We start from the raw sequence: 24,294 nt of genomic DNA on the forward strand, positions 1-24,294 counted from the left end.
GGGTTCCGCTAGCGGACCCGGCCGTAACCGTGGATCGACATTATGTTCATGCCGCGCTTGAGCACGTTGCGACCGGCGCTCGGCGCGTCGATCACCTGCCCGTCGCCCACGTACAGAGCGACGTGCCCGAGGCCGCTGTAGAAGACGAGGTCCCCGGGGCGTAGGTCGCCTCGGTCGATGTGCGCGACCGCGCCCCACTGCATCCGTGCGCTGTGCGGCAGTGACCTTCCGGCCGCCCGCCATGCTGCCAGGGTCAGGCCGGAGCAGTCGTAGCCGTTGGGCCCTTCGCCCGCCCAGACGTACGGCTTGCCGATCGACCCGAAGGCGTAGCGCACCGCCGTGTCGGCATCTCCGGCGACGGCCGGCACATTCCGGGCCTCGGTCTTCGCCGCCGTGGGCGCGGGACGCTCGGTGGCCGCCCCATACGCCTGCCGGCGCAGCTCGTACAGCTCGGCCAGGTCCTTCTCGATGCGCGTCTTGCCGGCTGCCAGCTCGCGGGCCTGCGCGGCCTGCCGGGCCAGCGTGGCGTCCAGCCGCGTCTTCTCGTCGAGCAGCCGCCGCTGGTTGTCGGTGAAGCCGGAGATGCGCTCCTGGCGCTGACGGGTCAGCTGGTCGAGAGTGCCGAGCCGGTCCAGCATGGCGGCGGCGCCGCCGGGCCGTAGCAGCGCGTCGGCGGTATGTAGGCCACCGCTCTTGTACGCGCTGTTGGCGAGTGCGGTGACGTCCGCCCGGCTCTGCTCGGCCTGCTGTTCGAGTGGGCCGATGCGGGCCTGTAATCGGGCCACCGCGGTTTTGTTGACCTTGATGTCCTCCGTGAGCTTGTTGTACGACTCCACCACCCGCTCCAACTCGGCCGAGGACGTCTCGATCCGGCGGGTCAGGTCGGCGGGGGACGGCTCGGCGTGCGCCGCCGCCGTCGGGGCGATCAGGGCGGCCGACAGGCCGACCAGCGCCACGGTACGCAGCAGGGTTCTCAGGGATGACAAGAGCGAGAGGCTCCTCTCCCACGGCCGCCGACGGGGCTGCTGACGCCCTCGGCGACACCGGCCGGGGTCGTCCGAATGGACGGCACTGGGCCGGACCGGCTCACTCAACCTAACCCGGGACGGTTGTGCTGCGCAGTTGAAGCAGGGGCGAATGTTGACCAAGTGGCAGGAAGTGCCCCTGCGGGGCGACAGCGTCAACGGGGCTGCCGACACGGGAGCGAAGGGTAAACCGGTCCCCTTTGTGCCCACTGACCGATATATGACATTCGTCGTTCCCGACGGATGCCGCCGGTCAACCGCCCGCCGTAACCGACAAAACCTGAAATGGATGCTGTTTCCCAACGATGTCGCCCGGACGAGTGGGCGGTCCGTTGTCGTAAATGCCCAGGTGGAGTGGCGGTGCCCCAACACAATGGAGCCCGGAGCCGGGAATCCCGTAATCAGACAATCACGCCCGTCGTCACCGACCCAGCCCGGCAGACCGCTCAGCGGGAGGAACCGTGAATCGTGAAGGCGCAAAGACGCGACCGCAGCGAACGGTGCCCAGTGCCAGGTCCACGCTGCTGTACGCGCGACCCGGCATCATCGTCACCGTCGACCGGTTCACCGTCGGCCGTACCAGCTATCGCATCCTCGACCTGACCCACCTGCGTACCACCCGAGGCCCGCACGACCGGATCGCCGTCCGGGCCGTCGTGATCACCGCCTCCATGATCGGCGTGGTCGGCCTGCTCCTCGGCTTCAGCGGCGGCCTGCAGCGGTTGACCGCCGGGGCGTACCTCATCCTCGGGGCGGTGCTCCTGCTGCCGGCCGCGCTCGCCCTGGTCGGAGACCGCTGGCGGCCGCCGCCGTACGAGCTGTGGGGTTGGCACCGCGGCGCGGAGGTGCTGCTGTTCAGCGCCGACGACGAGCGGCAGTTCGGTCAGGTCACCCGGGCGCTGCTGCGCGCCCGGGAGGTCAACCGGTACGGCGGCTGGGTCGACCCGCTCGCCTCGACCGACCCCTGGCGGCCCAACCGCTGACGGTCCCGGCCCAGCCCAGAGTCGGGCCGGGGGTTTCAGCCCGCGACCGGTTCCGGGGTGGGGGCCGTGGGGCGGTCGAGCCAGGCGGTGACGCGACGCTCGGCGTAGAACGAGACGAACGGCACGGTGCCGGCGAGCATCACCAGGAGCATCCGCTTCAGCGGCCAGTCGGCCCGGCGGCTCAGGTCGAACGCGGCCACCAGGTAGATCAAGTAGAGGAAGCCGTGCGCCGGGCCGACCGTCTCCACCACCACCGGGTTGTCGAACGCGTACTTCAGCGGCATGCCGATCACGACCAGCAGGATCAGCACCACGCCCACGATCCAGGCGATCACGCGGTACCGGGTAAGGGCTGCGCCCACCTTCGTCCGTCCTTCTTCAGGCCCGGCTCAGCCGGGGTAGTCACCGGGCCGGGCGCCCGGATTGGCGTTCAACCATGACAGGTAGTCGTTGTACGCGGCCAGGGCCACGTCGTCACCGGGCGACGAGGTGGCCGGCACCCTCGTCACCCGCACCGGTCGGCGTACCGCCGGTCGGGAACCGGCGGTCGCGGCCGGCGGCGGCTCGACGGCCGGCTCCGCGGGTGGCTCGGTCTCCCCCTGTGCGGCGCGGCGGGCCAGGCGCACCTCGCGCCACCAGACGTAGACCACGAAGCCGGCGAAGATCGGCCACTCGACGGCGTACCCCCAACTGAGGTTGTTGCCGGCCGTGGCCCGGCTGATCTGCCACCAACCCAGCCCGAGGAAGCTCCCGACCAGCACGACCATGGCCACGTGACGTGCGATCCACGCCGGGGTCCAGAGCCACCTCATGGCGTCGAGGGTACCGGGAACGGCGGCGCTCTCCGACGCGGTGTCGTAGGTGCCGCACGCGCGGGATGGTTTGGCGTCACCCGGTGTGGGCATCCGTCTAGACGCCAGCCCAAACGAGACCAGGGGGGCGATGATGACCGGATCGGTACGCGAGGACGGCTTCGCATCCAGCGGCGGCAGGGAGATGAGCCCGGAGCAGCGGGTGCCCGAGTGGGGCGGCGACCACCTCGCCGACCCGGGGGGCGCCGAACTCGACGGCGACGCGGTCGGCGTGGACCCGACGGAACTGACCGACGACGACCTGATCCGCGAGATGCACAGCCTGCACCGCACCCGGCTGGACACCCTGCGGCACGCGGCGGACTCGGCGCTCGCCAACCACCTGCGGCGCACCGCGGAACTGGAGACCGAGTACCTGGCCCGCCACCCCGGCCGGGAGGTCGACCCGAGCCGTCTGCGGGACGCCTGATGGCGGCGCGAGCCGTGCGCGGCATGTCCGCGCCGCCCGAGGTGGTCTTCAACACGGCCACCGACCCGGCCCGCGCCTCGGCCTGGTTGCCGGCGCCGCTGCGCAGCGACGGGAGCCCTCCCGCCGAGGTCAGTGGCGAGGAGCTGCGGGCCCGGTGGGGCGAGGCCGGCTGGGCCGCCGAGATTCGGGTGGATCCGGCCGACTCCGGCGGCGCGCGGATCCAGCTCGACCTGACCGACGGCTCGGGCACCGACCCGGACCAGTTGGCCGACGAGGCGCTGACCAACCTCGCGCGTGAGGTCGCCGACAACCTCCAGGCCGGCTGAGAGACACCGGCCGGTCGGACGGCCACTTTCGCACCACGATGACATAAGAGGAGACCGGGTGACCGACACTGGCCTGCGACAGAAGGTGGCGCGGCTGCGCCGGGCGTACGCGCCGCACGAGCACCGACCGCTCGGCGGCTACCTGGCGGCGATGGGCACCTACGCGGGCGTGACCGGAGCGCTCGCCGGTCTGGTCAAGGTTACCGGCCGGCCGGTCCCCGAGCGTCCCGCCACCGCCGACGTGGTGCTGCTCTCCATCGCCACGCACAAGCTCAGCCGGCTGCTGTCCAAGGATGCCGTGACCAGCCCGCTGCGAGCCCCGTTCACCCGCTACGACCGGCCGATCGGCAGCGGCGAGGTGATGGAGCAGGTCCGCGACTCGGGCAGCTCCACCCGGCACGCCATCGGCGAGTTGCTGAGCTGCCCGTTCTGCCTGGCGGTCTGGGTGGCCACGGGGCTCACCGGGGGTCTGGTGCTCGCCCCCCGGCTCACGCGTCTGGTGGCCACGGCGCTCACCGCCGTAGCCGCGTCCGACTTCCTCCAGATGGCGTACGCCTCGGCGCAGCAGGCCGCCGAGGGCGGGCACGACGACGACTGACCGAGGACGGGCACGAACACTGCGGGGGCCGGCGAGTTCGCCAGCCCCCGTAGTCGTGCAAGCGTCAACGCTGCATGCCGGACCAGCCGTGCGGCGACTCCGGCTCGCGTTCGTCCTCGTCCGCACCGGTGATGATGTCCCGGTCCACCGCCGTGCGGTCGTGCTCGTTGGCGAAGTCCGGCTCGGGCGTGGTGTCCCTGCCCTTCGGCGGCTGGCCCAGCGCCGGGACCTTCTCGTCGTGGTCCTCGTGGTGCGTCATGGTGTGTCGTCCCTTCACGTCGCCGGGCTCGCTGACTGCGCTCGTGCCGCTCACGCGACGCTGCCGCCCAGCAGGTCGCTGGCCTCGTCCACCGCGTACTCGCCCTCGGGCAGCGCGTCGATGCGCGCGAGCAGCTCCGGCGGGAGTTCGGCGGCGACGGCCCGGCGATAGATCTCCGCCTGGGTGGTGCGCTCCTGACCCCGGTAGATGTCGTCGAGCAGGTCGTAGAGGGCGCGCATGTCCGGCTCGTCGGCCACGGATGCGTCGTCGGTCACGCTGATCAGCTACCCGGGCCGGAATCGGTCAAACGTCGCGGCATTCGCCAGCCGGCGGGCCCGCAGGCGGTGGACCCCCGGGAGTACAGACAGCGCCGCCCCCGGCCTCGTGAGCCGGGGGCGGCGCTGGTGTCGGTGTGTATGTCGCCTCTCGGCGAGTGGCGCGACGCGGCTCCAGCCGAACGGTATTCCGCGAGGGCTATTTAGGTGAGGCCCGGGGACACTGAGCACACCGACACCTCAGTTAACCAGGCGCCGCCCGGTCGTGTTCCGCGCACCGCAGTGCCGACCGTCACACCCTCAGGCGGGGGTGGGCAGGGTGGCCCGGCGGGTACGTACGGCGGTGGCCAGCTCGTCGAGCACCTCGGCGGTGTCGTCCCAGCCGAGGCAGGCGTCCGTCACCGAACGGCCGTACACCAGCTCGCGGGTGGGATCGAGGTCCTGCCGGCCGGGCAGGAGGAACGACTCCAGCATCACACCGGTGATCCCGCGCTGGCCGGCGGCCAGTTGGGCGGCCACGTCGGCGGCGACCAGTGGCTGGTTGCGGTGGTCCTTGCCGCTGTTGGCGTGGCTGGCGTCGATCACCAGGCGCTCGGGCAGCCCGGCGGCCCGCAGCAGGTCGAGCGCCCCCGCCACCGATCCCGCGTCGTAGTTGGGCCGACCGCCTCCGCCGCGCAGCACCAGGTGACCGTCGGTGTTGCCACGCGTGTGCATGATCGCCGGGGTGCCCGAGAAGTCGATGCCCGGGAAGACGTGCGGCACCCCGGCGGCGCGGATCGCGTCCACCGCCGTGCCGATGCTGCCGTCGGGGCGGTTCTTCATGCCGATCGGCATGGACAGGCCGGAGGCGAGCTGCCGATGCACCTGGCTCTCCACGGTACGGGCGCCGATCGCGCCCCAGCCCACCGTGTCGGCGATGTACTGCGGGGTGATCGGGTCGAGGAACTCGCAGCCCACCGGCAGACCGAGGCGCAGGACGTCGAGCAGCAGCGCCCGGGCCCGGCGCAGACCGGTGTTGACGTCGCCGCTGCCGTCCAGCCCAGGGTCGTTGATCAAGCCTTTCCAACCGACCGTCGAGCGGGGCTTCTCGAAGTAGACCCGCATGACGATGAGCAGGTCGTCGGCGAGCCGGTCGGCGGCGGCGCGCAGGCGCTCGGCGTACTCCAGCGCGGCGGCCGGGTCGTGCACGGAGCACGGGCCGACCACCACCAGCAGGCGGTCGTCCTCGCGGTCGAGAACCCGGCTCACCGCGCGTCGGTCGTTCAACACGGCCGCGGCGAGCGGGGCTTGAAGGGGCAACTCGTGGTGCAGCAGGGCGGGTGTGGTCAGCGGCACGACACGGTCGATCCGCTGGTCGCTGACCCGATCGGTCTCCGGGGTCGTCACGGTGGGCATCCTCTCGCCGACCGTGCCCGGGGCCGGTGCCCGGGACGAGCCGGCTGCTCGTACGCAGAAGGGCAGGAACGACAGCTCCTGCCCGGCCGGCTCGGTCCGTGGTGACGTCAGATCATGGTGAAGTCACCGGCGTGCGAGCCGGCTGCCTAAACCATCGATACGTCCTCATCACCGGGCCAGCCTACCCGACCGGACGGGGGTCGCCGGGCCCTCGTCCCAAGATGCGGCGTGAACACCGCGTGCCGAGGCCGGGCCCCGGGTAACAGGGGTGCCATGACTGACGAGCAGAGCGATCAGGAGCGGGCGGAGTCCCGCGCGCACCACCTCCTTCCCGAGGAGGTCGCGGTGGGCAGCGACGATCCGCAGGCACAGGCGGAGGCCATCCTCGCCGAGTCGGACGTGCGCGAGGAGGACCAGAACGCGGCACCGGACACGGTGTTGGAACGGCGTACCTCCGATCAGACGGTGGCCGCCGTCGAACCGCCGGACTGAACGGTCGCACCGCGGGCCCGACGCGACCCCGCGTAGGTCCACTCGCGCAGCCAGGCGAGTGGACCGGCCGCCCGCAGTCCGGCCGGCAGGTTGCGCACGGGGTCGAACGCGAGCGCGGCGTCCTGCCGGGCGTCGAGCGGGACGCCGATGCCGACCTGGCCCACCGGCCGCCACGGCCCGACGGCGGACGCGACCGCGAGCACCAGGCGCGGCGCATCCGTCCGGGCCGCGGCCGCGACGGCCGCCAGGGTGTGGCCGAGATCGACCGACTCGGGGTCGGCCAACGCGGCCAACCAGAGTCGGCGTCGGCCCGCGCGATAACCCATGATCGTGCTGTACGTCCCGGAGAAGCCGCGGCGGGGCAGGGGCAGGTTCCGCAGCACCGGAGCGGCACCGCTGGAGCTGACCAGCAGGTCGAACGGGCGCCCCTGGTCGGAGTGCACGCGTAGCGCCAGGCCCAGCACGTCCGGCCAACCGCCCGGCGTGGGCATCCCGCGGGACAGGCGAAGTGTGCCCGCGTACGCACCGGGGTTGTCGAGGAGGTCGACCCCGACGGGCGGTCCGGGCGTACCCCAGATCGTCACCTCGGCGGAGAACGACGCGCCCGCCGGATGCAGCGACCGGCCGCGGCGCAGGCGGCCGAGGGCGGCGCTCGCGCGTTCGACGGCGCGGGCGGCCGGTCCGGCGGCGTGACGGGTGGACTCCTCGGGGGTCGGTCGGGTCATACCCCCTGCGGTACCCCGAGCGGCCGACTCGATGCGGCCGCGCGGCTCGGCTCGCCGACCCACCGCACGCCACCTTCCGCCCGCGAGATCGGATAGCGTCGTGCCATGCCCGACAGTGGTTACCCCTGGCACATCGAGACGTCCCGACTGGACAACGGCCTGCGTGTGGTGGTGAGCGAGGATCGCACCGCGCCCGCGGTGGCCGTCAACCTCTGGTACGACGTCGGATCCCGGCACGAGCCGACCGGGCAGACCGGCTTCGCCCACCTCTTCGAACACCTCATGTTCGAGGGCTCGGTGAACGTGGCGAAGACCGAGCACATGAAGCTGATCCAGGGCTCCGGCGGCTCGCTCAACGCCACCACCAACCCGGACCGGACGAACTACTTCGAGACGGTCCCGGCCGAGCACTTGGAGCTGGCGCTCTGGCTGGAGGCCGACCGGATGGGTGGGCTGGTCCCGGCGCTCACCCAGGAGACGCTGGACAACCAGCGCGACGTGGTCAAGAACGAGCGCCGGCAGCGCTACGAGAACGTCCCGTACGGGGACGCGTGGCTGCGACTGCTGCCGCTGCTCTACCCGCCGGGGCACCCGTACCACCACTCGACGATCGGCTCGATGGCCGACCTGAACGCCGCCGATCTCGCCACCTTCCAGGCGTTCCACGAGATGTACTACGCGCCGAACAACGCGGTGCTCACCGTTGTCGGCGACGCCCAGGCCGCCGAGGTGTTCGCGCTGGCCGAGAAGTACTTCGGCGCGCTGCCGGCCCGTGACGGCATCCCGGCCGCGCCGGACGGTCGCAGCGTCCCGGCGACCGGGAAGCCCGCCGTGGAGACGGTGACCGCCGACGTGCCCGCGCCGCGCGTCTACATCGCCCACCGGGGTCACCCGTTCGGCAGCCCCGGCTACGACGTGCTCACCGTGCTCGCCACCGTGCTCGGCAGCGGCCGCGGCAGCCGGCTCTACCAGCGGCTCGCCGACGGCGAGCGGATCGCCCAACCCGACCTGGTCGGCGCGTACGGGGTGGACCTCGCACACGCCCCGGCGCCGCTGATCGCCACCGCCACCGCCCGCCCCGGCGTGAGCGCCGAACGGCTGGCCGAAGGGCTCGCCGAGGTCGTCGACGAGCTGGCCACCGTGCCGGTCACCGCCGCCGAACTGGACCGGGCCAAGGCGCTGCTGAGCACGGCGTGGTGGCGGCAGATGTCGACGGTGGACGGCCGCGCGGACACGCTCGGGCGGTACACCACCCAGTTCGGCGACCCGGCCCGGGCCGCCGACCGGCTGCCCGCCTGGCTCGCGGTGACCGCCGAGCAGATCGCCGAGACGGCCGCCGAGGTGCTCGGCGCCGCCGACCGGGTGACCCTGACCTACCTGCCCGAGGAGACCGCATGACGCTGATCACCGACCGTCCCGGCCCGGGTGCCGCTCGCCCGTACCGGTTCCCGCCGGTGGTCCGCCGCGCGGTAGGCGGTGGCCAGGTGGTCGCCGCGCACCTGCCCGGACAGAACCTCGCCGTCGCGCTGCTGCTCCTCGACGCCGGCGCCGGCCGCGAGCTGACGGGCAAGGAGGGTCTGGGCGGCGTCCTCGCCAAGGCCATGGAGGAGGGCACCGGCCAGCGGGACGCCACCGCGTACGCGCTGGCCATCGAGGCGCTGGGCACCGAGCTGGTGACCGGGCTGGACTGGGACTCGTTCCAGGTCAGCGTCCAGGTCCCGGTGGACCGGCTGACCGCTGCCGTGGAGCTGCTCGCCGAGGCCGTCCGGACGCCCCGACTCGACCCGACCGACGTGCGGCGGGTCCGCGACGACGAGGCGAACGCGCTGCGCATGGACTGGGCCAATCCCGGTCCGCGCGCCGACGCCGCGCTGCGCGCCGACCTGTTCGGCGTCGACAACCGGTGGGGACGACCGATGTACGGCGACCCGGACTCGGTGGCCGCCCTGGACGTGGAGGACATCACGGTCTTCCACTCCGAGTGGTTCCTGCGGCCCGGCACCCTCGTCGTCGCCGGTGACCTGGACCGGATCGACCTGGACGCGCTGGCCGGAGCGGCGTTCGCCGGCACCGGCGGCGGCCCGGCCGAGCAGGGCGGCCCGATCGAGGTGCCGCTGCACGCCGGCCGGCGGATCATCCTGGTGGACCGGCCGGGCTCGGTGCAGTCCACGCTGCGGCTGGGCCACCCGTCGCCGCACCGGGCGCACCCCGACCACGTACCGATGACCCTCGCCGGCACGGTCCTCGGCGGGGCCTTCACCTCCCGGCTCAACCACCTGATCCGCGAGGTGCGCGGCTACACGTACGGCATCCGGGGCGAGTTCGCCTCGTCCCGCCGGTTCGGCCGGTTCGCGGTCAGCTCCGGCGTGCAGACCGCGGTCACCACGCCGGCCCTGGTCGAGGCGGTGGGCGAGATCGCCCGTACGCAGGCGGAGGGTGTGACCGAGGACGAGCTGGCCGTGGCCCGTTCCTGGCGGGCGGGGCAGCTCTCGGTCGAGTTGCAGAGCCCTCGGGCGATCGCGTCCGCCCTGACCACGCTGGTGGTGCACGACCTGCCGGACGACTACCACGCCCGGCTGCGTGAGGAACTGCTCAACGCCGACGTGGACCAGGTCTCCGCAGCGGCCGCCGCGCACCTGCACGCGGACGCGCTGACCCTGGTCATTGAGGGCGACGCGGCACTGATCCGCAACGACCTGGAGTCCGCCGCCCTAGGAAACCTGCTCCCCTAACCCCTAACCCCTAACCCCTAACCCCTAACCCCTAACCCCTAACCCCTAACCCCTAACCCCTAACCCCTAACCCCTACCCCCTACCCCCTACCCCCCGCCCCCGGTCCCCGCCCCCGGCCTTCGCCCCCGGCCTTCGTTGATCATGAGGTTGTTCTCACCTGCCACGGCGTGTCGTGCCGACAACCTCATGATCGACGCGGGAGGCCGACGCGGGAGAGGGCCCACGCGGGGAGAGGGCCGGTGGGGTGGGTCGGTGGGGTGGACCCGGGGGTGGGTCGGTGGGGTGGGTCGGTGTGAGGTGGATCCGGGGGGTGGGAAAGGGTTCCCGGGTGTGGGGGTCGGGTCGGTAGCCTCGCGGGCATGAGGATCGGCATTGTGGGGGCCACCGGCCAGGTCGGTGGCGTGATGCGGCGGGTGCTAGCGGAACGGGAGTTCCCGGCGGAGCAGGTGCGGTTGTTCGCCTCGGCGCGGTCCGCAGGGCGTACGCTGCCGTGGCGCGAGGACGAGGTCACCGTCGAGGACGCCGCGACGGCGGACTACTCCGGGCTGGACATCGTGCTCTTCTCGGCTGGTAAGGGCACGGCCAAGGAGTTGGCTCCCCGGGTCGCCGAGGCCGGCGCCGTGGTGATCGACAACTCGTCGGCGTTCCGGATGGACCCGCTGGTGCCGCTGGTGGTCGCCGAGGTAAACCCGCACGCTGCGGCCGACCGCCCGAAGGGCATCATCGCCAACCCCAACTGCACCACGATGGCCGCGATGCCGGTGCTGCGCCCGCTGCACGCCGAGGCCGGTCTGATCGGGCTGGTCGTCTCGACGTACCAGGCCGTCTCCGGCGCCGGACTGGCCGGCGTCGCCGAGCTGGACGAGCAGGTCCGCAAGGTCGCCGAGCGTGCCGCCGGGCTCGCCTTCGACGGGTCGGCGGTGGAGTTCCCCGCGCCGCGCTCGTTCGCCGAGCCGATCGCCTTCAACGTGCTGCCGCTGGCCGGTTCGATCGTCGACGACGGCTCGTTCGAGACCGATGAGGAGCAGAAGCTCCGCAACGAGAGCCGCAAGATCCTGGAAATCCCCGATCTCAAGGTCTCCGGCACCTGCGTCCGGGTGCCGGTCTTCACCGGCCACTCGCTGCAGATCAACGCCCGGTTCGCCCGCCCGCTCACCCCGCAGCGTGCCCACGAGCTGCTCGCCGACGCACCCGGGGTCGCGCTGACCCCCGTGCCGACGCCGTTGCAGGCCGCCGGGCAGGACCCGACCTACGTGGGTCGCATCCGCGCCGACGAAACCGTCGAGTACGGGCTGGCGCTGTTCTGCTCCAACGACAACCTGCGCAAGGGCGCGGCGCTCAACGCCGTTCAGCTCGCCGAGTTGGTCGCCGCCGAACGGCGCTGACCGTCACCGTCCCCTGCGGGCCCCGGCCGGTCACGGTGGGGGCCCGCAGTCGGTGACGGGAACGACACGTCGGGAGCGCTTCGCTCGTGTTTGGCTGGAACAGCCGACCGCGCCACCTGGAGGAAGCCGTGCCGGAGGACACCAACCAGCAGGCGTTGACCGACCTGATCGCCGGTCGTTCGATGGGTGTGCTGGCCACCATCAAGCGGGACGGACGACCGCAGTTGTCCACGGTGGTCTACTCGTTCTACCGTGCCGCCGGCCTGATCCGGGTGTCCGTCACCGACGGCCGGGCCAAGACCGCCAACCTGCGACGGGACCCGCGGGCCAGCTTCCACGTCAGTAGCGAGGACGGCTGGGCGTACGCGGTGGTCGAGGGGCGGGCCGAGCTGACCACCCCGGCGGCCGACGTCGACGACGCGACGGTCGAGGAGCTGGTGGGGCTCTACCGGTCGTTGCGCGGCGAGCACCCGGACTGGGCCGAATACCGCAGCGCCATGGTCGCCGAGCGGCGGCTGGTGCTGCGCCTGCACGTGGAGCGCATCTACGGAATGCCGCCCCGCGCCTGACGGGTCGACTGCACCGGGCGTGGTGCGCCTGACGGGTCGACTGCACCGGGCGTGGTGCGCCTGACGGGTCGACCGCACCGGGCGTGGTGCGCCTGTTAGGTCGACCGCACCGGGCGTGGTGCGCCTGTTAGGTCGACCGCACCGGGCGTGGTGCGCCTGGTGGTGGCCGCCGGGTCAGCCCGGCTCGATCACGGTCACCCGGGGCCAGCGCTGCGCGGGTCGGTGGCGGGCCAGCCGCTGTCGGGACAGCGCGACGTCCACCCGGGCCGGGTTGTGCCGCCACACCCCGCCCAGCAGGTCCGCGAGGCCGTACGGGGCGCAGATTTCCAGCTCACCGGCCGCGGTTAGGCGCACGGCCACGGCTGTGGCGTACTCCGGCCAGGTGGCCACCGACTCGGCGACGCTGCGGTACGGGGCGATCGGGTCTCCGCCGAACTTCGAGGCGTACCAGGTGTGTACCGCCGCCTGGTTGCGCGCCTGCCAGGGCGGAGCCGGCCAGGCGGCGGCCAGTCGGGCGGTGGCCCGCTGGTCGTCGTCGCGGGACAGCCTCGCCGGGTCGAAGAAGACCACGTCGACGTCGTGGACGGTAGTCGGGTCGAACCCGTCGCGGTAACGCTCGCCCCAGACCAGGTCGCGGAGGGCACCCGCGCCGATCCAGGCGTCCGGCAGGCCGGAGTCGCGGACCACGGTCAACGCCCGGGTCAACCAGGCGTTGCCGCCGATGAGTTCCCGCAGCTCCCGCTCGCCGCTCCGCACCTCGCCGACGGTAGCGGGTGTCGTCCAGGTCTGGTCCGTGGTCATGTGCTCGCGTTCGTCGAGCCCGCCGTCACGAAACCGGGTCGCCCCGGCGACGTCCAGAGCCGCCCGGCCGATGGCGTTACCCCCTGCGGGGCGGCGGGTAGACGGGCCATGCCGACACCGAGAGGGGAGCACCATGACAACGGTCGGAGAGTTCATGACGACCCGGTTGGTGACGATGGACGGCAACGACACGCTGATCGCCGCCGCGCAGGAGATGCGCGACAGCGCCATTGGTGACGTGGTGGTGACCGATGGCGACACTGTCGTCGGTATCGTCACGGACCGGGACATCACGGTCCGGGGTGTAGCAGAGAACATGGACCCGGCCTCGACCCGGCTGAGCGAGATCACCAGCCGCGATGTGATCACCGTGAGCCAGTACGACGACGCCGTGTCCGCCGCGGACCTGATGCGTACCTACGCCGTACGCCGACTGCCGGTGGTCGACGAGGGCCGCCTGATCGGCCTGGTGTCGATGGGTGACCTCGCGGTCGAGCGTGAGCCGCAGTCGGTGCTGGCCGACATCAGTGCCGACGATCCGAACAACTGACACAGAACCACCACCGAAGCGGGGGGGCCCCCCCCCGCGGGGGGGGCGGGCGCCCCCCCCCCCCCCCCCCCCCCCCCCGCGGGCCCCCCCCCCCCCCCCCCCCCCCCCCCCCCCCCCCCCCCCCCCCCCCCCCCGGGGGGGGGCCCCCCCCCCGCGCCCACCCCCACCCCTCAACCCCGATGATCAAGAGGTTCGCGTCACCGCTTCCGGCGTGTCGTGACGCAAACCTCTTGATCACCGGGGCAGAGCGAGGGCCCGGGGGAGGGGTGGGAGTGGGATGGGGGTCACCCTTTTTGGGCGAGGTTGGGTTTGTGGGGTGCGGGGACCCGTGCGGGGACGTGTGACTCCGGCCGCGAGCGCGGCGGGTGGGATGCCGGGGGCCTGGCCGACTGGGAGGAGTGGACCCGATGGTGGACGCGACCACGAGGTTCTTCGAGGACCTGGACCGGCGGGGGTACGAGCCGCTGCTGGCGAAAGCCACCGGGACACTGCGGATCGACCTGCACGAGGGGGCGCAGACCCGGCACTGGCTGCTGAAGATCGACTATGGGCGGCTCAACGTGAGTCAGGAGGACCGGGAGGCCGACACGGTGATCGGTGCCAGCCCGGTGCTGTTCGACGAGATCGCGTCCGGCCGTGAGCACGGCCTGGCCGCCCTGTTGCGCGGGGACATGACGGTGTCGGGGGACGCGCGGTTGGTGGTGCAGGTGGAGCGGATCTTTCCCGGGTCGCCGGACTCCCGTGGGCCGCGTCGCCGCTTCGTGGGGGAGGTGCGCTGATGGGCCAGAGCAACACGATCCGGATCCTGGACGGCAACACGTTCGTCGTCTGCGAGGACACCGGCGACATCGAGGCGACGCCGAGCGAACCGACCGGGCTCTTCTCCATCGACACCCGGTTCCTGTCCACGTGGGTGCTGAGCGTGAACGGAGAACGCCTCAACTCGCTCTCGTACGACGACCTGCAGTACTTCGAGTCACGGTTCTTCCTGGTGCCGGGGATGGCCACGCACTACGTGGACGCGAAGTTGTCGATCATCCGCGAGCGTGCGGTCGGCGGCAGCTTCCGGGAACAGCTCACCATCCTCAACCACGACGAGAAGGCCGTCGACCTGGAAGTGCGGATGGACGCGGCGTCCGACTTCGCCGACCTGTTCCAGGTCAAGGACGAAATCCTGAACAAGAAGGGCGAGATCTACACCGAGGTCGAGGCCGACAAGCTGCGCCTGGGCTACCGCCGGGGCAACTTCCGGCGCGAAACGGAGATCTCCTCGTCGATGTCGGCCCGCTACGACAGCCGGGGTTTCGCGTACACCGTCCACCTGGAGCCGAACGAGCAGTGGCAGGCGACGATCCACGTGCAGACCCGCGCGGTCGGGCCCGGGGACCGGGACCTACGGATGGGGCTGCGGGTGCACAGGGGCGAGCGGCTGGCACTGCAACACGACCTGGAGCGGTGGATCGCGGACGCCCCGAAGGTCAACAGTGAGCACGGTCGGGTCGCCAGCACATACCGACGCAGTCTGATCGACCTGGCGGCGCTGCGTTTCTCGCCGCTGTCGCTCGGTGGCGCGACCCTACCCGCTGCCGGCCTGCCCTGGTTCATGACCATGTTCGGCCGGGACAGCATCCTCACCTGCCTACAGACGCTGCCGTTCACGCCACAACTGTCGAAGACGACGCTGCGCATCCTGGCGTCCCTGCAGGGCAGCCGGTTCGACGACTTCCGGGACGAGGACCCGGGGCGGATCCTGCACGAGATGCGCTACGGCGAGACCGCCGCCTTCGAGGAGCAACCGCACTCGCCGTACTACGGATCGGTGGACGCCACCCCGTTGTTCGTGGTGCTGCTCGACGAGTACGAGCGGTGGAGCGGGGACGTGGCGCTGGTTAAGGAGTTGGAACAGGAGAGCCGGGCCGCGCTCAACTGGATCGACAGCCACGCCGACCTGCTCGGCACCGGCTACATCTGGTACGAGCGCCGCAACACCGAGACCGGCCTGGAGAACCAGTGCTGGAAGGACTCCTGGGACTCGATCTCGTACGCCGACGGGACCCTGCCGCCGTTCCCGCGGGCGACCTGCGAGGTGCAGGGGTACGCGTACGACGCGAAGGTCCGCGCAGCGCGGATGGCCCGCAAGTTCTGGAACGACCCGGAGTTCGCCGACCAGTTGGAGCGGGAGGCAGCGGACCTGAAGGAGCGGTTCAACCGCGACTGGTGGGTGGCCGACGGCGAGTACTACGCGCTGGCCCTGGACCCGGAGGGTCGCCAGTGCGACGTCCTCAGCTCCAACATCGGCCACCTGCTGTGGAGCGGCATCGTCGATCCGGTGCGGGCCGAGAAGCTCGCGGCGCACCTCCTCGGGCCGCGCCTGTTCTCCGGTTGGGGGGTGCGGACCCTCGCCGAGGGGGAGACCCGGTACAACCCGATCGGCTACCACAACGGCACGATCTGGCCGTTCGACAACTCCTTCATCGCCTGGGGGCTGCGTCGCTACGGCTTCGCCGAGGAGGCCGCCACCATCGCCAACGGCATCCTGGACGCGGCCACGTACTTCGACGGGCGGCTGCCGGAGGCGTTCGGCGGCTACCCGCGGGAGCAGACGAAGTTCCCGGTGGAGTACCCGACGGCGTGTAGCCCGCAGGCCTGGTCGACAGGTACGCCGCTGCTGTTGCTGCGCACCATGCTCGGCCTCGAACCGCACGAGGGGCACCTGGCGGTCGATCCGCGCCTGCCGGTCGGGATGGGCCGGATCGAGGTCCTGGACATTCCGGGCCGGTGGGGGCGGGTGGACGCGTTCGCCCGCGGCCGGCTCGATCTGCACAGCCTCGCCGACTGAGCCGCGAATGACAAGACACACCCGGCGGCGCCGCACCACCCGCGTCGCCGGGTCGGCACCCGGGCGACCTCCCAGCCGGGCAGGGTAGATTCTGCGGATGCCGGAGCTCGTGTACCCGCCCGTTATCGCCGCTGCCAAGACGCTGTTCCGGGTCCTCGACCTGAAGATCACAATCGAGGGGGCCCACCACGTACCCCGCACCGGCGGGGCGGTGTTGGCCAGCAACCACGTCAGCTACCTCGACTTCATCTTCGCGGGGTTGGGCGCGAACGCCTCGGGCCGGCTGGTCCGGTTCATGGCCAAGCAGTCGGTGTTCGCGCACCGAATCTCCGGCCCGCTGATGCGCGGCATGCGGCACATCCCGGTGGACCGGCAGGCCGGCGCGGCGTCGTTCCGCGCCGCCGTCAACGCGCTCAAGCGCGGCGAGGTGGTGGGCGTCTTTCCGGAGGCCACGATCAGCCGGTCGTTCACGGTCAAGGAGCTCAAGAACGGCACCGTGCGGATGGCCCGTTCGGCGAAGGTGCCGGTGCTGCCGGTCGCACTGTGGGGCACCCAGCGACTCTGGACGAAGGGCCGTCCCCGCACGCTCACCCGGCGGCACACGCCCATCACCATCCTCATCGGCGAGCCGATCCTGCCGGCTGACTTCCCGGACCCGAACGTGCTGGCCGCCGAGTTGACCACTCGGCTGAACGCGCTCGTGGAGCGAGCCCAACGCGAGTATCCGGACGCGCCGGCCGGTCCGGAGGACACTTGGTGGCTGCCGGCCCACCTCGGCGGGAGCGCGCCGACGCCGGAGGAGGCCGCCGCGTTGGAAGCCGCCGGGGAGGAACGCGCCCCCAGCGTCTGAGACGCCCGACTGTGCCGCCAGCGACGCCCGGGCATTCCGCCAGCGCCGACCGCGTGTGCCGCCGGTGACCCGGGGTTGGCGTCAGCGACGCCGGGGCATTCCGCCAGCGCCGACCGCGCCTGCCGCAGCGGCGCTTGCGGTTGGCGTCAGTGACGTCCGGACGTGCCGTCGGCGAAGCCGTCCCAGGAACTGGGCTCCGGCCCCGAGCGGTAGTAGTCGTCGCGGGAGCGAAACTCCACGGGCAGCGAGCCCGGCAGGGTGATCCGGGCTTCCCCAGCGAGCAGCGCCGGGCCGGCCCGCAGGAGCAGAACGTCGCGCTCCTGCGCGGAGAGGTCCACGAGTTGCGGGCGGGTGAGCCGGAACATGGCCACCGCCCGGCGGACCTGGCGGCCCAGCGCGACGACCTCACCCGATGACCCGCCCAGGGCCAGCGCCGGCTGCTGGATGGTGCGCAACGCGTCGCAGACGATCATCAGTTGCGCCGGGTCGGTGGACGGCAGCTCCAGCCGGGACGGCCACTGCCAGCGGATCTGGCCGGTCATCAGGCCGGGCAGTCGTCCGGAGGGTCGGGAGCGGGGCGTGTCGTCGGCGACCAGGGAGAGCTGTGAGCCGGTGCCCACCCAGCAGATCCGCTGGTCGGTGACGGTCACCGAGACGGGCCCGGGAAGCTGCCAGGCGCGTCGTGTCTCCGTCGGCCCGAGCAGGTAGCCCGCGACGAGCAGTCGGTGCCGGCCGAGCACCTTCTCGCCGGGCAGCGGGCGCATGTCGTACCGCCGGTCGAGGGTGGGGCCTGAGTCGTCGTCCGGCGCGTCGAACCGATGGGGACCTATGAAGAAGGGGGACGCGTCGGCATGCATCGTCACGACCTCCCGGTGAGTGGCTATGCGTCGATCTTCGCCGATCCGCCGGCCACTGTCATGACGCCCGTTAGGGGGTCGGCCGGTCGTGTGTCGCCTGTGACCGGTAGATGCCGATCTCCTCCGGGCGGACGAGGCCGTCCTCGATCGCACGGGCCAACAGCGCCGCCTTCGTGGCTGCCGGTCGGCCCGCCCGGGTGTACTTGATCCGCGCGCGGTCGACGTACTGTTTCACGGTGTGCTCGCTGATCCGCATGCGACGCGCGACCGACGCCTTGGACATCGACTGGAACCAGAGCAGCAGCGCCTCACGCTCCTTGTCGGAGAGCATGGGCCGGTCCGGTCTCGGATCGCCGACCATCGCGCCGGCCAGCGCCGGTGGCACGTACGGGCGGTCGCTCGCCGCGGCCAGTACGGTCGCGACGCAGTGCTCGCGGCCCTCGTGCTTGGCCAGGAACGCCACCGCCCCGGCGTCCAGCGCGGCGAGCATCGTCTCCGGGTCGGTGTGTTCCGAGTAGACCACCACCCGCCGTCCGGTGGCGCTCAGCTCGGTCAGCTTGTCCAGCGCCATCCGGCCGTGCAGGCGCAGGTCGAGCAGGACGACGTCGGCGTCCGGCGCCGCGCGCAGCACCTCGTCCGGGTCGTCCCCGGTGGCGAGGACGGTCAGTCGCGGTTCGCTGGCGAGCCAGGCGCGTACCCCCTCGACGACCACCGGGTGGTCGTCGACGATCGCCACCCCGACCGGCCGGTCACCGGTCACCCCGACCATCGGGTCTGCGCCCATCTGATGTCCCCGTCCCGTTCGTGTAGGTGCTGCACTGGCCCGTCCTCGTGTTCGGTCGGAGGGCCGGTCGCGTCCGGCCCCTCCCGGTCCGGCGTGACGAGGCTGACCACCACCTCGTCGGGGCCGGCCACCACGGTCAGTCGGGCCCAACCCCGGGCGTCGGCCAGCAGGCTGGTGAGCGGGTCGGCCAGCCGGCGACGGACCTCCACCGGCAGTGGGGGCGGGCTGCCGATGGCGACCAGGTCGATCGGCAGCCCGTTGCGTTCGGCCAGGTCGGCGGCGGCCCGCAGCTCGTGCAGCAGCGGGTCGGGCACGTCGTCGGATTCGGCGATGAGGCGGCGCAGCCGGGCCGCGGCCAGCACGCACCGGCGCTGTACCTCCGGGTCGTCCGGGTCCGCCTCCCCGGCGGCCAACTCGCCGAGTACCCGCTCGGCCGCCGCGCCCACCAGGGCGAGCCGGTCACGGCGTTCCTGCCGGCCCCGCTCGGCGGCGGCGCGTTCGGCGGCGAGCGTGTGCATCGCCGCAGCCGCCGCGGCCCGCTCCCGGGCCAGGCCGACGATCACCGCGCTGCCGACGAAGACCGCCACCGGCAGCGAGAAGGTGCCGTAGACGTACATGGTGTATCGGGCCAGATCGGCCGGGCCCGGCGTAGACGTGAGGACGGCGGCGAGCGCGATCAACGCGTGCGTGGTCAGCAGCGCGACGAGACAGCTGACCCGTCGTCCCCACAGGGCCAGCACGAAGAACCAGCCGAGGGTGCCCCACACCCAGTTGGCGGCGGTGAACAGTTGCCGTTCACCGACGGCGGCGAAGACCGCCGCGTCGACGGCCAGCAGCACCCCGGCGAGTGGCCACGGCGGCAGCGGCGCGCCACGCAGCAGCCGGACAGCGGCCACCGCCCCGATCACGGCGACCAGGATCCAGCCGCCGAGCACCACGGTGGGCGCGGCGAACTGGGTGCGGGTCGCCAGCACCGCCGGCAGTCCGATTGCGACATGCCAGGCCAGTGTGATGGCGACGGCGACGATCCGGGCGCCCCGGTCGGAGGCCTGGGCCACGGCGGCCGGCGCGGCGAGCACCGTCTGCTCGTGCGGCGTGGGGTCGTCGACCTCGACCGGGCCCGGCCGAGGCTCCGACATCGTCGCCTCGCGGGTGCCGGTGCGGTCCGCCGACGCGCCGAGGTCAGCCGACACCGGGCCACTCCAGTCGGATCCGGGTGCCGGCACCGGGCGCGGAACGCACCTCGGCCCGCCCGCCGACAGCGGCCATCCGCCCGCGGATCGACTCGCGCAACCCGTACCGGTGCACGGGAACGGTGGCCGGGTCGAAGCCGGGACCGTCGTCGACCACCTCGACCACGACGGCGACCACGTCGCGGTTCAGCCGCAGCGTGGTCCGCGCGCCCGGAGCGTGCCGGACCACGTTGGACAGTGCCGCGTAGGTGCTCTCGGTGATCGCGTCGGCCACCCCGGCGGGCACCGCGCAGGCGGTCAGTTCCAGGCGCACCGGCAGCTCGGGCAGCCGGTCGGGCACCGCGCGCAACCGCTCGTCGAGCAGCACCGGGCCGTCCCCGGACGCCGGGCCGAGGTCGGTCACCGCGACGAGGGTACGCAGGTCGGCGGCGCACCGCTGACGGAACGTGGCCGACGGGCCGGGCACCGCGCCCAGCCCCACCATGGTCAGGGTGCCGAGCACGGTGTCGTGCAGGTCCCGATTCTGCTGGCGCTCCGCCTCCCGGGCGGTCCGGGCGACCAACGCCTCCCGGGTCAGCCGCTGGTGCTCGGCGAACGCGTGGTCGGCCCGCCCGATCCGGCGGCGCATCACCGCCGTCATCATCGCGGTGCAGGCCGTCTGTACGAGCAGGGTGGCGGCGTGTGCCTGGGCCTCGGTGGCGTTGCCGGCCGCCTGCGCGCCCGCCACGTACGCGGCGGTGACCAGCACCCCGCCGGGGATCGACCAGCGGGCCTTGGCGGTGGCCTGAGCGTTGATCACCGTGGTGCTGGCGAGCACCGCGATCCAACTGCCCTCGCCGGGCAGCACTTCGGGTGCCACCAGGCGGGGGATGAGCAGGCAGGCCACCGCGGTGACCGCGACGTCACCGGCGACCAGCGCGGGCGTGATCCCGTGGCGCAGCGCGCGGGCGGCGTACCAGAGCGACCACGCGGTCAGCGCGGCCACGCCGGCTAGCAGCAGGGCCTTGTCGACCGGCGGGGTACGCACCGACAGCGCCACGGCGGCGCCGACCAGTCCGCACGTCAGCCGCAGTAGGGCCGGCAGCGTGGTGAAGATGAAGCTGAACGCGCCGCCGGCCGGATTGTCCAGGGCGGGCGGTGGCATGGTCGGGGCGGCAGTCGCCGGCATCGGGAGGTGTCCTTCCGACAACGACCCGGTTCGGGTCCGCACGGCGGAGATCGACATCGGAGAATAGCATGGCGTACGGTGACCGTTCACCCACCGGGCGCGGAGTGTCGCCCTGTCGTCACTCTGTGCTGCGGGGCTGGATCAGGTCCCACCGGTTGCCGTACAGGTCGACGAAGACCGCCACCGAGCCGTACGCCTCGTGTCGCGGCTCCTCCAGGAACCGCACGCCGGCCGCGACCATGCGGGCGTGAGCTGCGGCGAAGTCCTCGGTGTGCAGGAACAGGCCGACGCGGCCGCCGGTCTGGTCGCCCACCCGCGCCTGCTGCTCGGCGTTGCTCGGGCGGGCCAGCAGCAGCGCCGTCTCACGGGCACCGGAAGGGCGCACCACCACCCAGCGTGAGCCGTCCGGACGGGGCGTGTCCTCCACCAGTTCGAAGCCGAGCCCGCCGACGTAGAAGTCGATCGCCTCGTCGTACTCGCGTACCAGCAGCGCGACCAGTCCCAGATGTGCCATCCGGCCATTTTGCCGACGGACGCTCCGGCCCCGGCGGGCAGCGTCGCCCACGGTCGGCGACGTCACTCGACATGCTCGTCTCACCCTGGCTGGCGCTGCTCGACCACAAGGGTCGCTGGCTGCGGCCGTACCTGCCGAGCGATGCCTGCGGAAAGCCGCGCCCGGAGGTCCGCGCGGCGCTCGACGGGCTGCGGCTGACCACTGTCGACAGCCGTGCCGTCGGGCAGGTCGAATCATCGGCGGCCGAGACCGCCGGGTGCGCGCAGCGGTGGTCGGACATGGTGTGGGTGGAAACCAACCTCGCTCATCCCGGCCGCGCCGCGCCGGGCGCCGGCCCGAAGGCCGGGCCGCTGCGCCTCTGCGTCTACGAGGTGCCCCCGTCCGAGCGGGGCGGCGGCAAACCCGCCGGTGAATTCGTGTACGGCCGGCCGCTGCCACCCGAGCGGTAGGTAGACGTGCTCCGGGCGCTGGCCGGCACCCGACCGGCGGCCGACTGCGCGACTCCGGCGTCCCGCTTCGCGGTGCTCCGGCCCGCCGAGGGAGCGGACCCGAGTGGTACGTCGAACTCGACGCCTGCCGGCGGTTCCTGGTCGTGGCGTCACCCGGCGGGTCGCAGCTCGGGCAGGGCGACGCCGCGCTGGCGGCGCTGCTGGGGCCGAGCTGACCAGCTCTTACTGAATCGGCAGCGCCTTCGTGCCACCGCCGGCGATCGACCGCTTGACCGTTTCGCCACTGGACCAGTAGAAGCAGCGCACACCCCGGTCACCGCGCTCCCACAGGAGGCTGTTCGGGAAGCGGTACGCGGTTCCGGTTCGGTAGGGCAGCTTGCTGTCGACCGGCACCTTCGCGTACCGGGCGATGACCTTCCGGCACGCCGAGTGGATGGCGGCCTCGTCCTTGGTCGCGTCGTCCCAGGAGCGATCCGGTGCCGTCCAGGTGCCGGCGTACTCGAATTGGTGCCCGGCGGTGCAGGCGACCGGCCGCAGCATGTGCCACTTGTCCTCGTTCATGCACCCGTAGCGCAGCGGGGAACGGCTGGCCAGGGCGTTACGCAGCGAGCCGGCCCGCTGGATCGCCGAATCGCTGTTGCCGTTCGGGCCGTTCACCTCGTCCAACTCGAAGATGTCGCACCGGTACCAGCGCGCGCCACCCGACCAGGCGGCCGGCGACGCCGGCGCGACCTGCACCGACAGCCGGGCATCCCGCCAGTCGCCGCCCACGAACTGCTTCGCGCGCTTGTCACAGTCGGCGAAGGTCGACCGCAGCGTCGCCGACTCCGTCTTGGGCGGCGCGGTGCGGGCGGCCAGAGCGCCGGTGAAGGTGCCGACGTGGAAGGTCTCCACCTTGTGGGTCTTCGCGCAGTCGACGGGGGAGTAGCTGCTCAGGTACGACGTGGCCCCGTCGATCAGGTGGCACTCGTCGGCCTTCGGGACGAACTGCTGCGCCGCCGCCATCGGCCGCCAGTCGTCCGCCAGGTCACCATCGGTGCCGGCGGGCGTGCCACAGCCCGCCAACGCCGCCGTGATCAACGCAGCCGTGAGCGCCGCCCAGCCGTACCGTCGCATGTGTTTCTCCCCGTGGCCCCCGTGTCGAACGCGCGCAGCATATGGCACCGACGCGACGGGTCGGCACGGGTTTCCGGTGCCTTTTGGTCGGCCTTACCGCCAGGTGTCGTCACCAGGTGTCGGGGTGGTCCATGTCGCCGGTCGGCCGGTACCCGCTCGTCGCCGGTCGGCAGCCGGGCGAGCCGCACCAGAGCCGAAGTGCGCGCGAACGCGTATTCCTCGCACGTCACGCTCTATTGACGTCGGCGGCCGGGCCGCCCGTAGACATCCGTTCGGCACTTCTTGTCGCTGCGTCAGCGACCTCCGTCGCGCCTCCGGTGGTGCGCCCTGCCCCTGCCAAGGCCAGCAGACGAGCCAACCGGTGACGCAATATCCGCGTCTGCCGCGTCGAGAGGTGGAGCCGTGTTGCCGCGCTGTCTTCCAGGCGCACCATGGGCTGGGCGGCCGGGTGCAGGCCCTGCACCAGGTGCGCTCGGAGGGTGAACGGCTCCGGCCGGTCCGTGTTCACGCCGAGGACGCGGGAGTGGTGTCGACCTCGACGCTGGCAGTCGTCGCGGTCGCACCAGCGCGGATGCGCCACAGCGGAGGGGGCGTCGGCGAGGGTGCCGGTCGGAAAGGCGAACACGTGACCGCAGGGCCGCACAACGTCTGGCGCCATGCCAATCAGGTGGGCCTCCAGGCCCGCGCGGGCGGCAGCGGCCGTCGCACGGATGGTGTGGTCAACACAGGTGTACGCGCAGGCGTCCAGGGAGTTCGCGCTGTACAGCTCGATGCGGATTGTCGCGGGTTCTGGGCAGGTGGGCAGGGTCGGTAGGGTGCTCACGGGTCGCCTCCTTGCTAGGCGATCAAGGCCCTCGATCGGCGTGGCTGCGCTGGTCGAGGGCCGTCCTCATATTGGCTGGGCAAAGGTGCAGCTTCTAGACGTCTATAACGACTTGGTGCGCGATTGATGTCTGGTTAGGCTCGCATGGGCGGTTCGGTGGGTGTGGTTCACCGCTCGGCGGCGCGGTCGGATACCAGTCCCGTGATGGCGAGGATGGTGTCTTCGAAGTGGTCGCGGCGTCCGATGTAGCGCTGTAGTGGTCGCCATTGCTTGGGTTCGGCGATGGCGTGTTCCACACAGATCC

29 protein-coding genes are annotated in these 24,294 nt (G+C 72.2%); 14 read left to right on the forward strand and 15 right to left on the reverse strand.

What is annotated here, in order from left to right:
• Positions 1 to 8 precede the first annotated feature (8 nt).
• Positions 9 to 986, reverse strand: a complete 978-nt coding sequence (locus tag ACLQ24_RS14545) for an NlpC/P60 family protein (RefSeq protein WP_425891970.1) — start codon at positions 984 to 986, stop codon at positions 9 to 11.
• Between the two features lie 539 nt (positions 987 to 1,525).
• Between ACLQ24_RS14545 and ACLQ24_RS14550 the strand changes: the two genes are divergently transcribed.
• Positions 1,526 to 2,008: a DUF6232 family protein gene (locus ACLQ24_RS14550; RefSeq protein WP_425891972.1), complete on the forward strand. Its 483-nt coding sequence runs from the start codon at positions 1,526 to 1,528 to the stop codon at positions 2,006 to 2,008.
• A gap of 35 nt (positions 2,009 to 2,043) precedes the next feature.
• Here the strand turns inward: ACLQ24_RS14550 and ACLQ24_RS14555 are convergent, their stop codons facing one another.
• Together ACLQ24_RS14555 and ACLQ24_RS14560 are read right to left on the reverse strand one after the other, a co-directional pair.
• Positions 2,044 to 2,370: a DUF3817 domain-containing protein gene (locus ACLQ24_RS14555; protein WP_425891973.1), complete on the reverse strand. Its 327-nt coding sequence runs from the start codon at positions 2,368 to 2,370 to the stop codon at positions 2,044 to 2,046.
• A gap of 27 nt (positions 2,371 to 2,397) precedes the next feature.
• The gene (locus ACLQ24_RS14560; RefSeq protein WP_425891975.1) at positions 2,398 to 2,820 is read right to left on the reverse strand and encodes a hypothetical protein; all 423 of its coding nucleotides are present in this window, start codon (positions 2,818 to 2,820) and stop codon (positions 2,398 to 2,400) included.
• A 130-nt stretch (positions 2,821 to 2,950) separates the two neighbouring features.
• Between ACLQ24_RS14560 and ACLQ24_RS14565 the strand changes: the two genes are divergently transcribed.
• Genes ACLQ24_RS14565 through ACLQ24_RS14575 form a run of 3 tightly spaced genes read left to right on the forward strand, consistent with a single transcriptional unit; the run spans position 2,951 to position 4,213 of the window.
• Complete coding sequence (locus tag ACLQ24_RS14565) at positions 2,951 to 3,289, forward strand: DUF6158 family protein (protein ID WP_425891977.1); 339 nt, start codon at positions 2,951 to 2,953, stop codon at positions 3,287 to 3,289.
• Complete coding sequence (locus ACLQ24_RS14570; RefSeq protein WP_425891979.1) at positions 3,289 to 3,615, forward strand: hypothetical protein; 327 nt, start codon at positions 3,289 to 3,291, stop codon at positions 3,613 to 3,615. Before ACLQ24_RS14565 ends, ACLQ24_RS14570 begins: the two co-directional genes overlap by 1 nt.
• 58 nt (positions 3,616 to 3,673) lie before the next feature.
• Entirely contained in the window at positions 3,674 to 4,213 is a 540-nt protein-coding gene (locus ACLQ24_RS14575; RefSeq protein WP_425891980.1) for a DUF1360 domain-containing protein, read from the forward strand.
• A 64-nt stretch (positions 4,214 to 4,277) separates the two neighbouring features.
• On the opposite strand, the gene ACLQ24_RS14580 is transcribed toward ACLQ24_RS14575, so the two are convergent.
• The 3 genes from ACLQ24_RS14580 to ACLQ24_RS14590 form a co-directional block, all read right to left on the reverse strand.
• Positions 4,278 to 4,472: a hypothetical protein gene (locus ACLQ24_RS14580; RefSeq protein WP_091405645.1), complete on the reverse strand. Its 195-nt coding sequence runs from the start codon at positions 4,470 to 4,472 to the stop codon at positions 4,278 to 4,280.
• 50 nt (positions 4,473 to 4,522) lie between these two features.
• Positions 4,523 to 4,756: a hypothetical protein gene (locus ACLQ24_RS14585; protein WP_425892014.1), complete on the reverse strand. Its 234-nt coding sequence runs from the start codon at positions 4,754 to 4,756 to the stop codon at positions 4,523 to 4,525.
• Between the two features lie 291 nt (positions 4,757 to 5,047).
• Positions 5,048 to 6,142: a 3-deoxy-7-phosphoheptulonate synthase gene (locus ACLQ24_RS14590; protein ID WP_425891982.1), complete on the reverse strand. Its 1,095-nt coding sequence runs from the start codon at positions 6,140 to 6,142 to the stop codon at positions 5,048 to 5,050.
• A gap of 273 nt (positions 6,143 to 6,415) precedes the next feature.
• Here ACLQ24_RS14590 and ACLQ24_RS14595 point away from each other — a divergent pair, with 273 nt between their 5' ends.
• Positions 6,416 to 6,634, forward strand: coding sequence for a hypothetical protein (locus tag ACLQ24_RS14595; protein ID WP_425891983.1), 219 nt, complete (start codon positions 6,416 to 6,418; stop codon positions 6,632 to 6,634).
• Here the strand turns inward: ACLQ24_RS14595 and ACLQ24_RS14600 are convergent.
• A complete protein-coding gene (locus ACLQ24_RS14600) occupies positions 6,601 to 7,359 on the reverse strand; it encodes a phosphodiesterase (RefSeq protein ID WP_425891984.1) in 759 nt (252 codons plus the stop codon). The two genes, ACLQ24_RS14595 and ACLQ24_RS14600, sit on opposite strands and share 34 nt — an antisense overlap.
• 105 nt (positions 7,360 to 7,464) lie before the next feature.
• Between ACLQ24_RS14600 and ACLQ24_RS14605 the strand changes: the two genes are divergently transcribed.
• The 4 genes from ACLQ24_RS14605 (at position 7,465) to ACLQ24_RS14620 (ending at position 12,046) form a co-directional block, all read left to right on the forward strand.
• Entirely contained in the window at positions 7,465 to 8,757 is a 1,293-nt protein-coding gene (locus ACLQ24_RS14605) for a M16 family metallopeptidase (RefSeq protein ID WP_425891985.1), read from the forward strand.
• The gene (locus ACLQ24_RS14610) at positions 8,754 to 10,091 is read left to right on the forward strand and encodes a M16 family metallopeptidase (protein ID WP_425891986.1); all 1,338 of its coding nucleotides are present in this window, start codon (positions 8,754 to 8,756) and stop codon (positions 10,089 to 10,091) included. The genes ACLQ24_RS14605 and ACLQ24_RS14610 overlap by 4 nt, the downstream gene beginning before the upstream one ends.
• Before the next feature lie 360 nt (positions 10,092 to 10,451).
• A complete protein-coding gene (locus ACLQ24_RS14615) occupies positions 10,452 to 11,477 on the forward strand; it encodes an aspartate-semialdehyde dehydrogenase (protein WP_425891988.1) in 1,026 nt (341 codons plus the stop codon).
• A gap of 128 nt (positions 11,478 to 11,605) precedes the next feature.
• Complete coding sequence (locus ACLQ24_RS14620; protein ID WP_425892016.1) at positions 11,606 to 12,046, forward strand: PPOX class F420-dependent oxidoreductase; 441 nt, start codon at positions 11,606 to 11,608, stop codon at positions 12,044 to 12,046.
• A 174-nt stretch (positions 12,047 to 12,220) separates the two neighbouring features.
• On the opposite strand, the gene ACLQ24_RS14625 is transcribed toward ACLQ24_RS14620, so the two are convergent.
• A complete protein-coding gene (locus ACLQ24_RS14625; RefSeq protein WP_425891990.1) occupies positions 12,221 to 12,847 on the reverse strand; it encodes a nucleotidyltransferase family protein in 627 nt (208 codons plus the stop codon).
• Positions 12,848 to 12,980: 133 nt separating this feature from the next.
• On the opposite strand from ACLQ24_RS14625, the gene ACLQ24_RS14630 reads away from it, so the two are divergent.
• The 4 genes from ACLQ24_RS14630 (at position 12,981) to ACLQ24_RS14645 (ending at position 17,086) form a co-directional block, all read left to right on the forward strand.
• Complete coding sequence (locus ACLQ24_RS14630) at positions 12,981 to 13,397, forward strand: CBS domain-containing protein (protein ID WP_425891992.1); 417 nt, start codon at positions 12,981 to 12,983, stop codon at positions 13,395 to 13,397.
• A 407-nt stretch (positions 13,398 to 13,804) separates the two neighbouring features.
• Positions 13,805 to 14,176, forward strand: coding sequence for an SCP2 sterol-binding domain-containing protein (locus ACLQ24_RS14635; RefSeq protein WP_425891994.1), 372 nt, complete (start codon positions 13,805 to 13,807; stop codon positions 14,174 to 14,176).
• Positions 14,176 to 16,236, forward strand: coding sequence for a glycogen debranching N-terminal domain-containing protein (locus ACLQ24_RS14640; protein WP_425891995.1), 2,061 nt, complete (start codon positions 14,176 to 14,178; stop codon positions 16,234 to 16,236). The genes ACLQ24_RS14635 and ACLQ24_RS14640 overlap by 1 nt, the downstream gene beginning before the upstream one ends.
• A 97-nt stretch (positions 16,237 to 16,333) precedes the next feature.
• Positions 16,334 to 17,086 (forward strand): lysophospholipid acyltransferase family protein, encoded by a 753-nt coding sequence (locus tag ACLQ24_RS14645; RefSeq protein ID WP_425891997.1) that lies wholly within the window; start codon positions 16,334 to 16,336, stop codon positions 17,084 to 17,086.
• 146 nt (positions 17,087 to 17,232) lie between these two features.
• Here the strand turns inward: ACLQ24_RS14645 and ACLQ24_RS14650 are convergent, their stop codons facing one another.
• The 5 genes from ACLQ24_RS14650 to ACLQ24_RS14670 form a co-directional block, all read right to left on the reverse strand.
• Positions 17,233 to 17,943, reverse strand: a complete 711-nt coding sequence (locus tag ACLQ24_RS14650) for a hypothetical protein (RefSeq protein ID WP_425892018.1) — start codon at positions 17,941 to 17,943, stop codon at positions 17,233 to 17,235.
• A 70-nt stretch (positions 17,944 to 18,013) separates the two neighbouring features.
• A complete protein-coding gene (locus ACLQ24_RS14655) occupies positions 18,014 to 18,727 on the reverse strand; it encodes a response regulator (RefSeq protein WP_425891999.1) in 714 nt (237 codons plus the stop codon).
• Positions 18,700 to 19,920 (reverse strand): hypothetical protein, encoded by a 1,221-nt coding sequence (locus ACLQ24_RS14660; RefSeq protein WP_425892000.1) that lies wholly within the window; start codon positions 19,918 to 19,920, stop codon positions 18,700 to 18,702. The genes ACLQ24_RS14655 and ACLQ24_RS14660 overlap by 28 nt, the downstream gene beginning before the upstream one ends.
• Positions 19,910 to 21,088, reverse strand: a complete 1,179-nt coding sequence (locus ACLQ24_RS14665; protein WP_425892001.1) for a sensor histidine kinase — start codon at positions 21,086 to 21,088, stop codon at positions 19,910 to 19,912. Before ACLQ24_RS14665 ends, ACLQ24_RS14660 begins: the two co-directional genes overlap by 11 nt.
• Before the next feature lie 118 nt (positions 21,089 to 21,206).
• Entirely contained in the window at positions 21,207 to 21,602 is a 396-nt protein-coding gene (locus ACLQ24_RS14670; RefSeq protein ID WP_425892002.1) for a VOC family protein, read from the reverse strand.
• A gap of 71 nt (positions 21,603 to 21,673) precedes the next feature.
• On the opposite strand from ACLQ24_RS14670, the gene ACLQ24_RS14675 reads away from it, so the two are divergent.
• Positions 21,674 to 22,051 (forward strand): hypothetical protein, encoded by a 378-nt coding sequence (locus tag ACLQ24_RS14675; protein WP_425892003.1) that lies wholly within the window; start codon positions 21,674 to 21,676, stop codon positions 22,049 to 22,051.
• Positions 22,052 to 22,273: 222 nt separating this feature from the next.
• On the opposite strand, the gene ACLQ24_RS14680 is transcribed toward ACLQ24_RS14675, so the two are convergent.
• A complete protein-coding gene (locus ACLQ24_RS14680; RefSeq protein ID WP_425892005.1) occupies positions 22,274 to 23,167 on the reverse strand; it encodes a septum formation family protein in 894 nt (297 codons plus the stop codon).
• 226 nt (positions 23,168 to 23,393) lie between these two features.
• Positions 23,394 to 23,990, reverse strand: a complete 597-nt coding sequence (locus ACLQ24_RS14685; protein WP_425892007.1) for a hypothetical protein — start codon at positions 23,988 to 23,990, stop codon at positions 23,394 to 23,396.
• Between the last annotated feature and the right edge of the window lie 304 nt (positions 23,991 to 24,294).

The organism is Micromonospora sp. DT4 (genome assembly GCF_049841675.1).
Taxonomy (GTDB): domain Bacteria; phylum Actinomycetota; class Actinomycetes; order Mycobacteriales; family Micromonosporaceae; genus Micromonospora.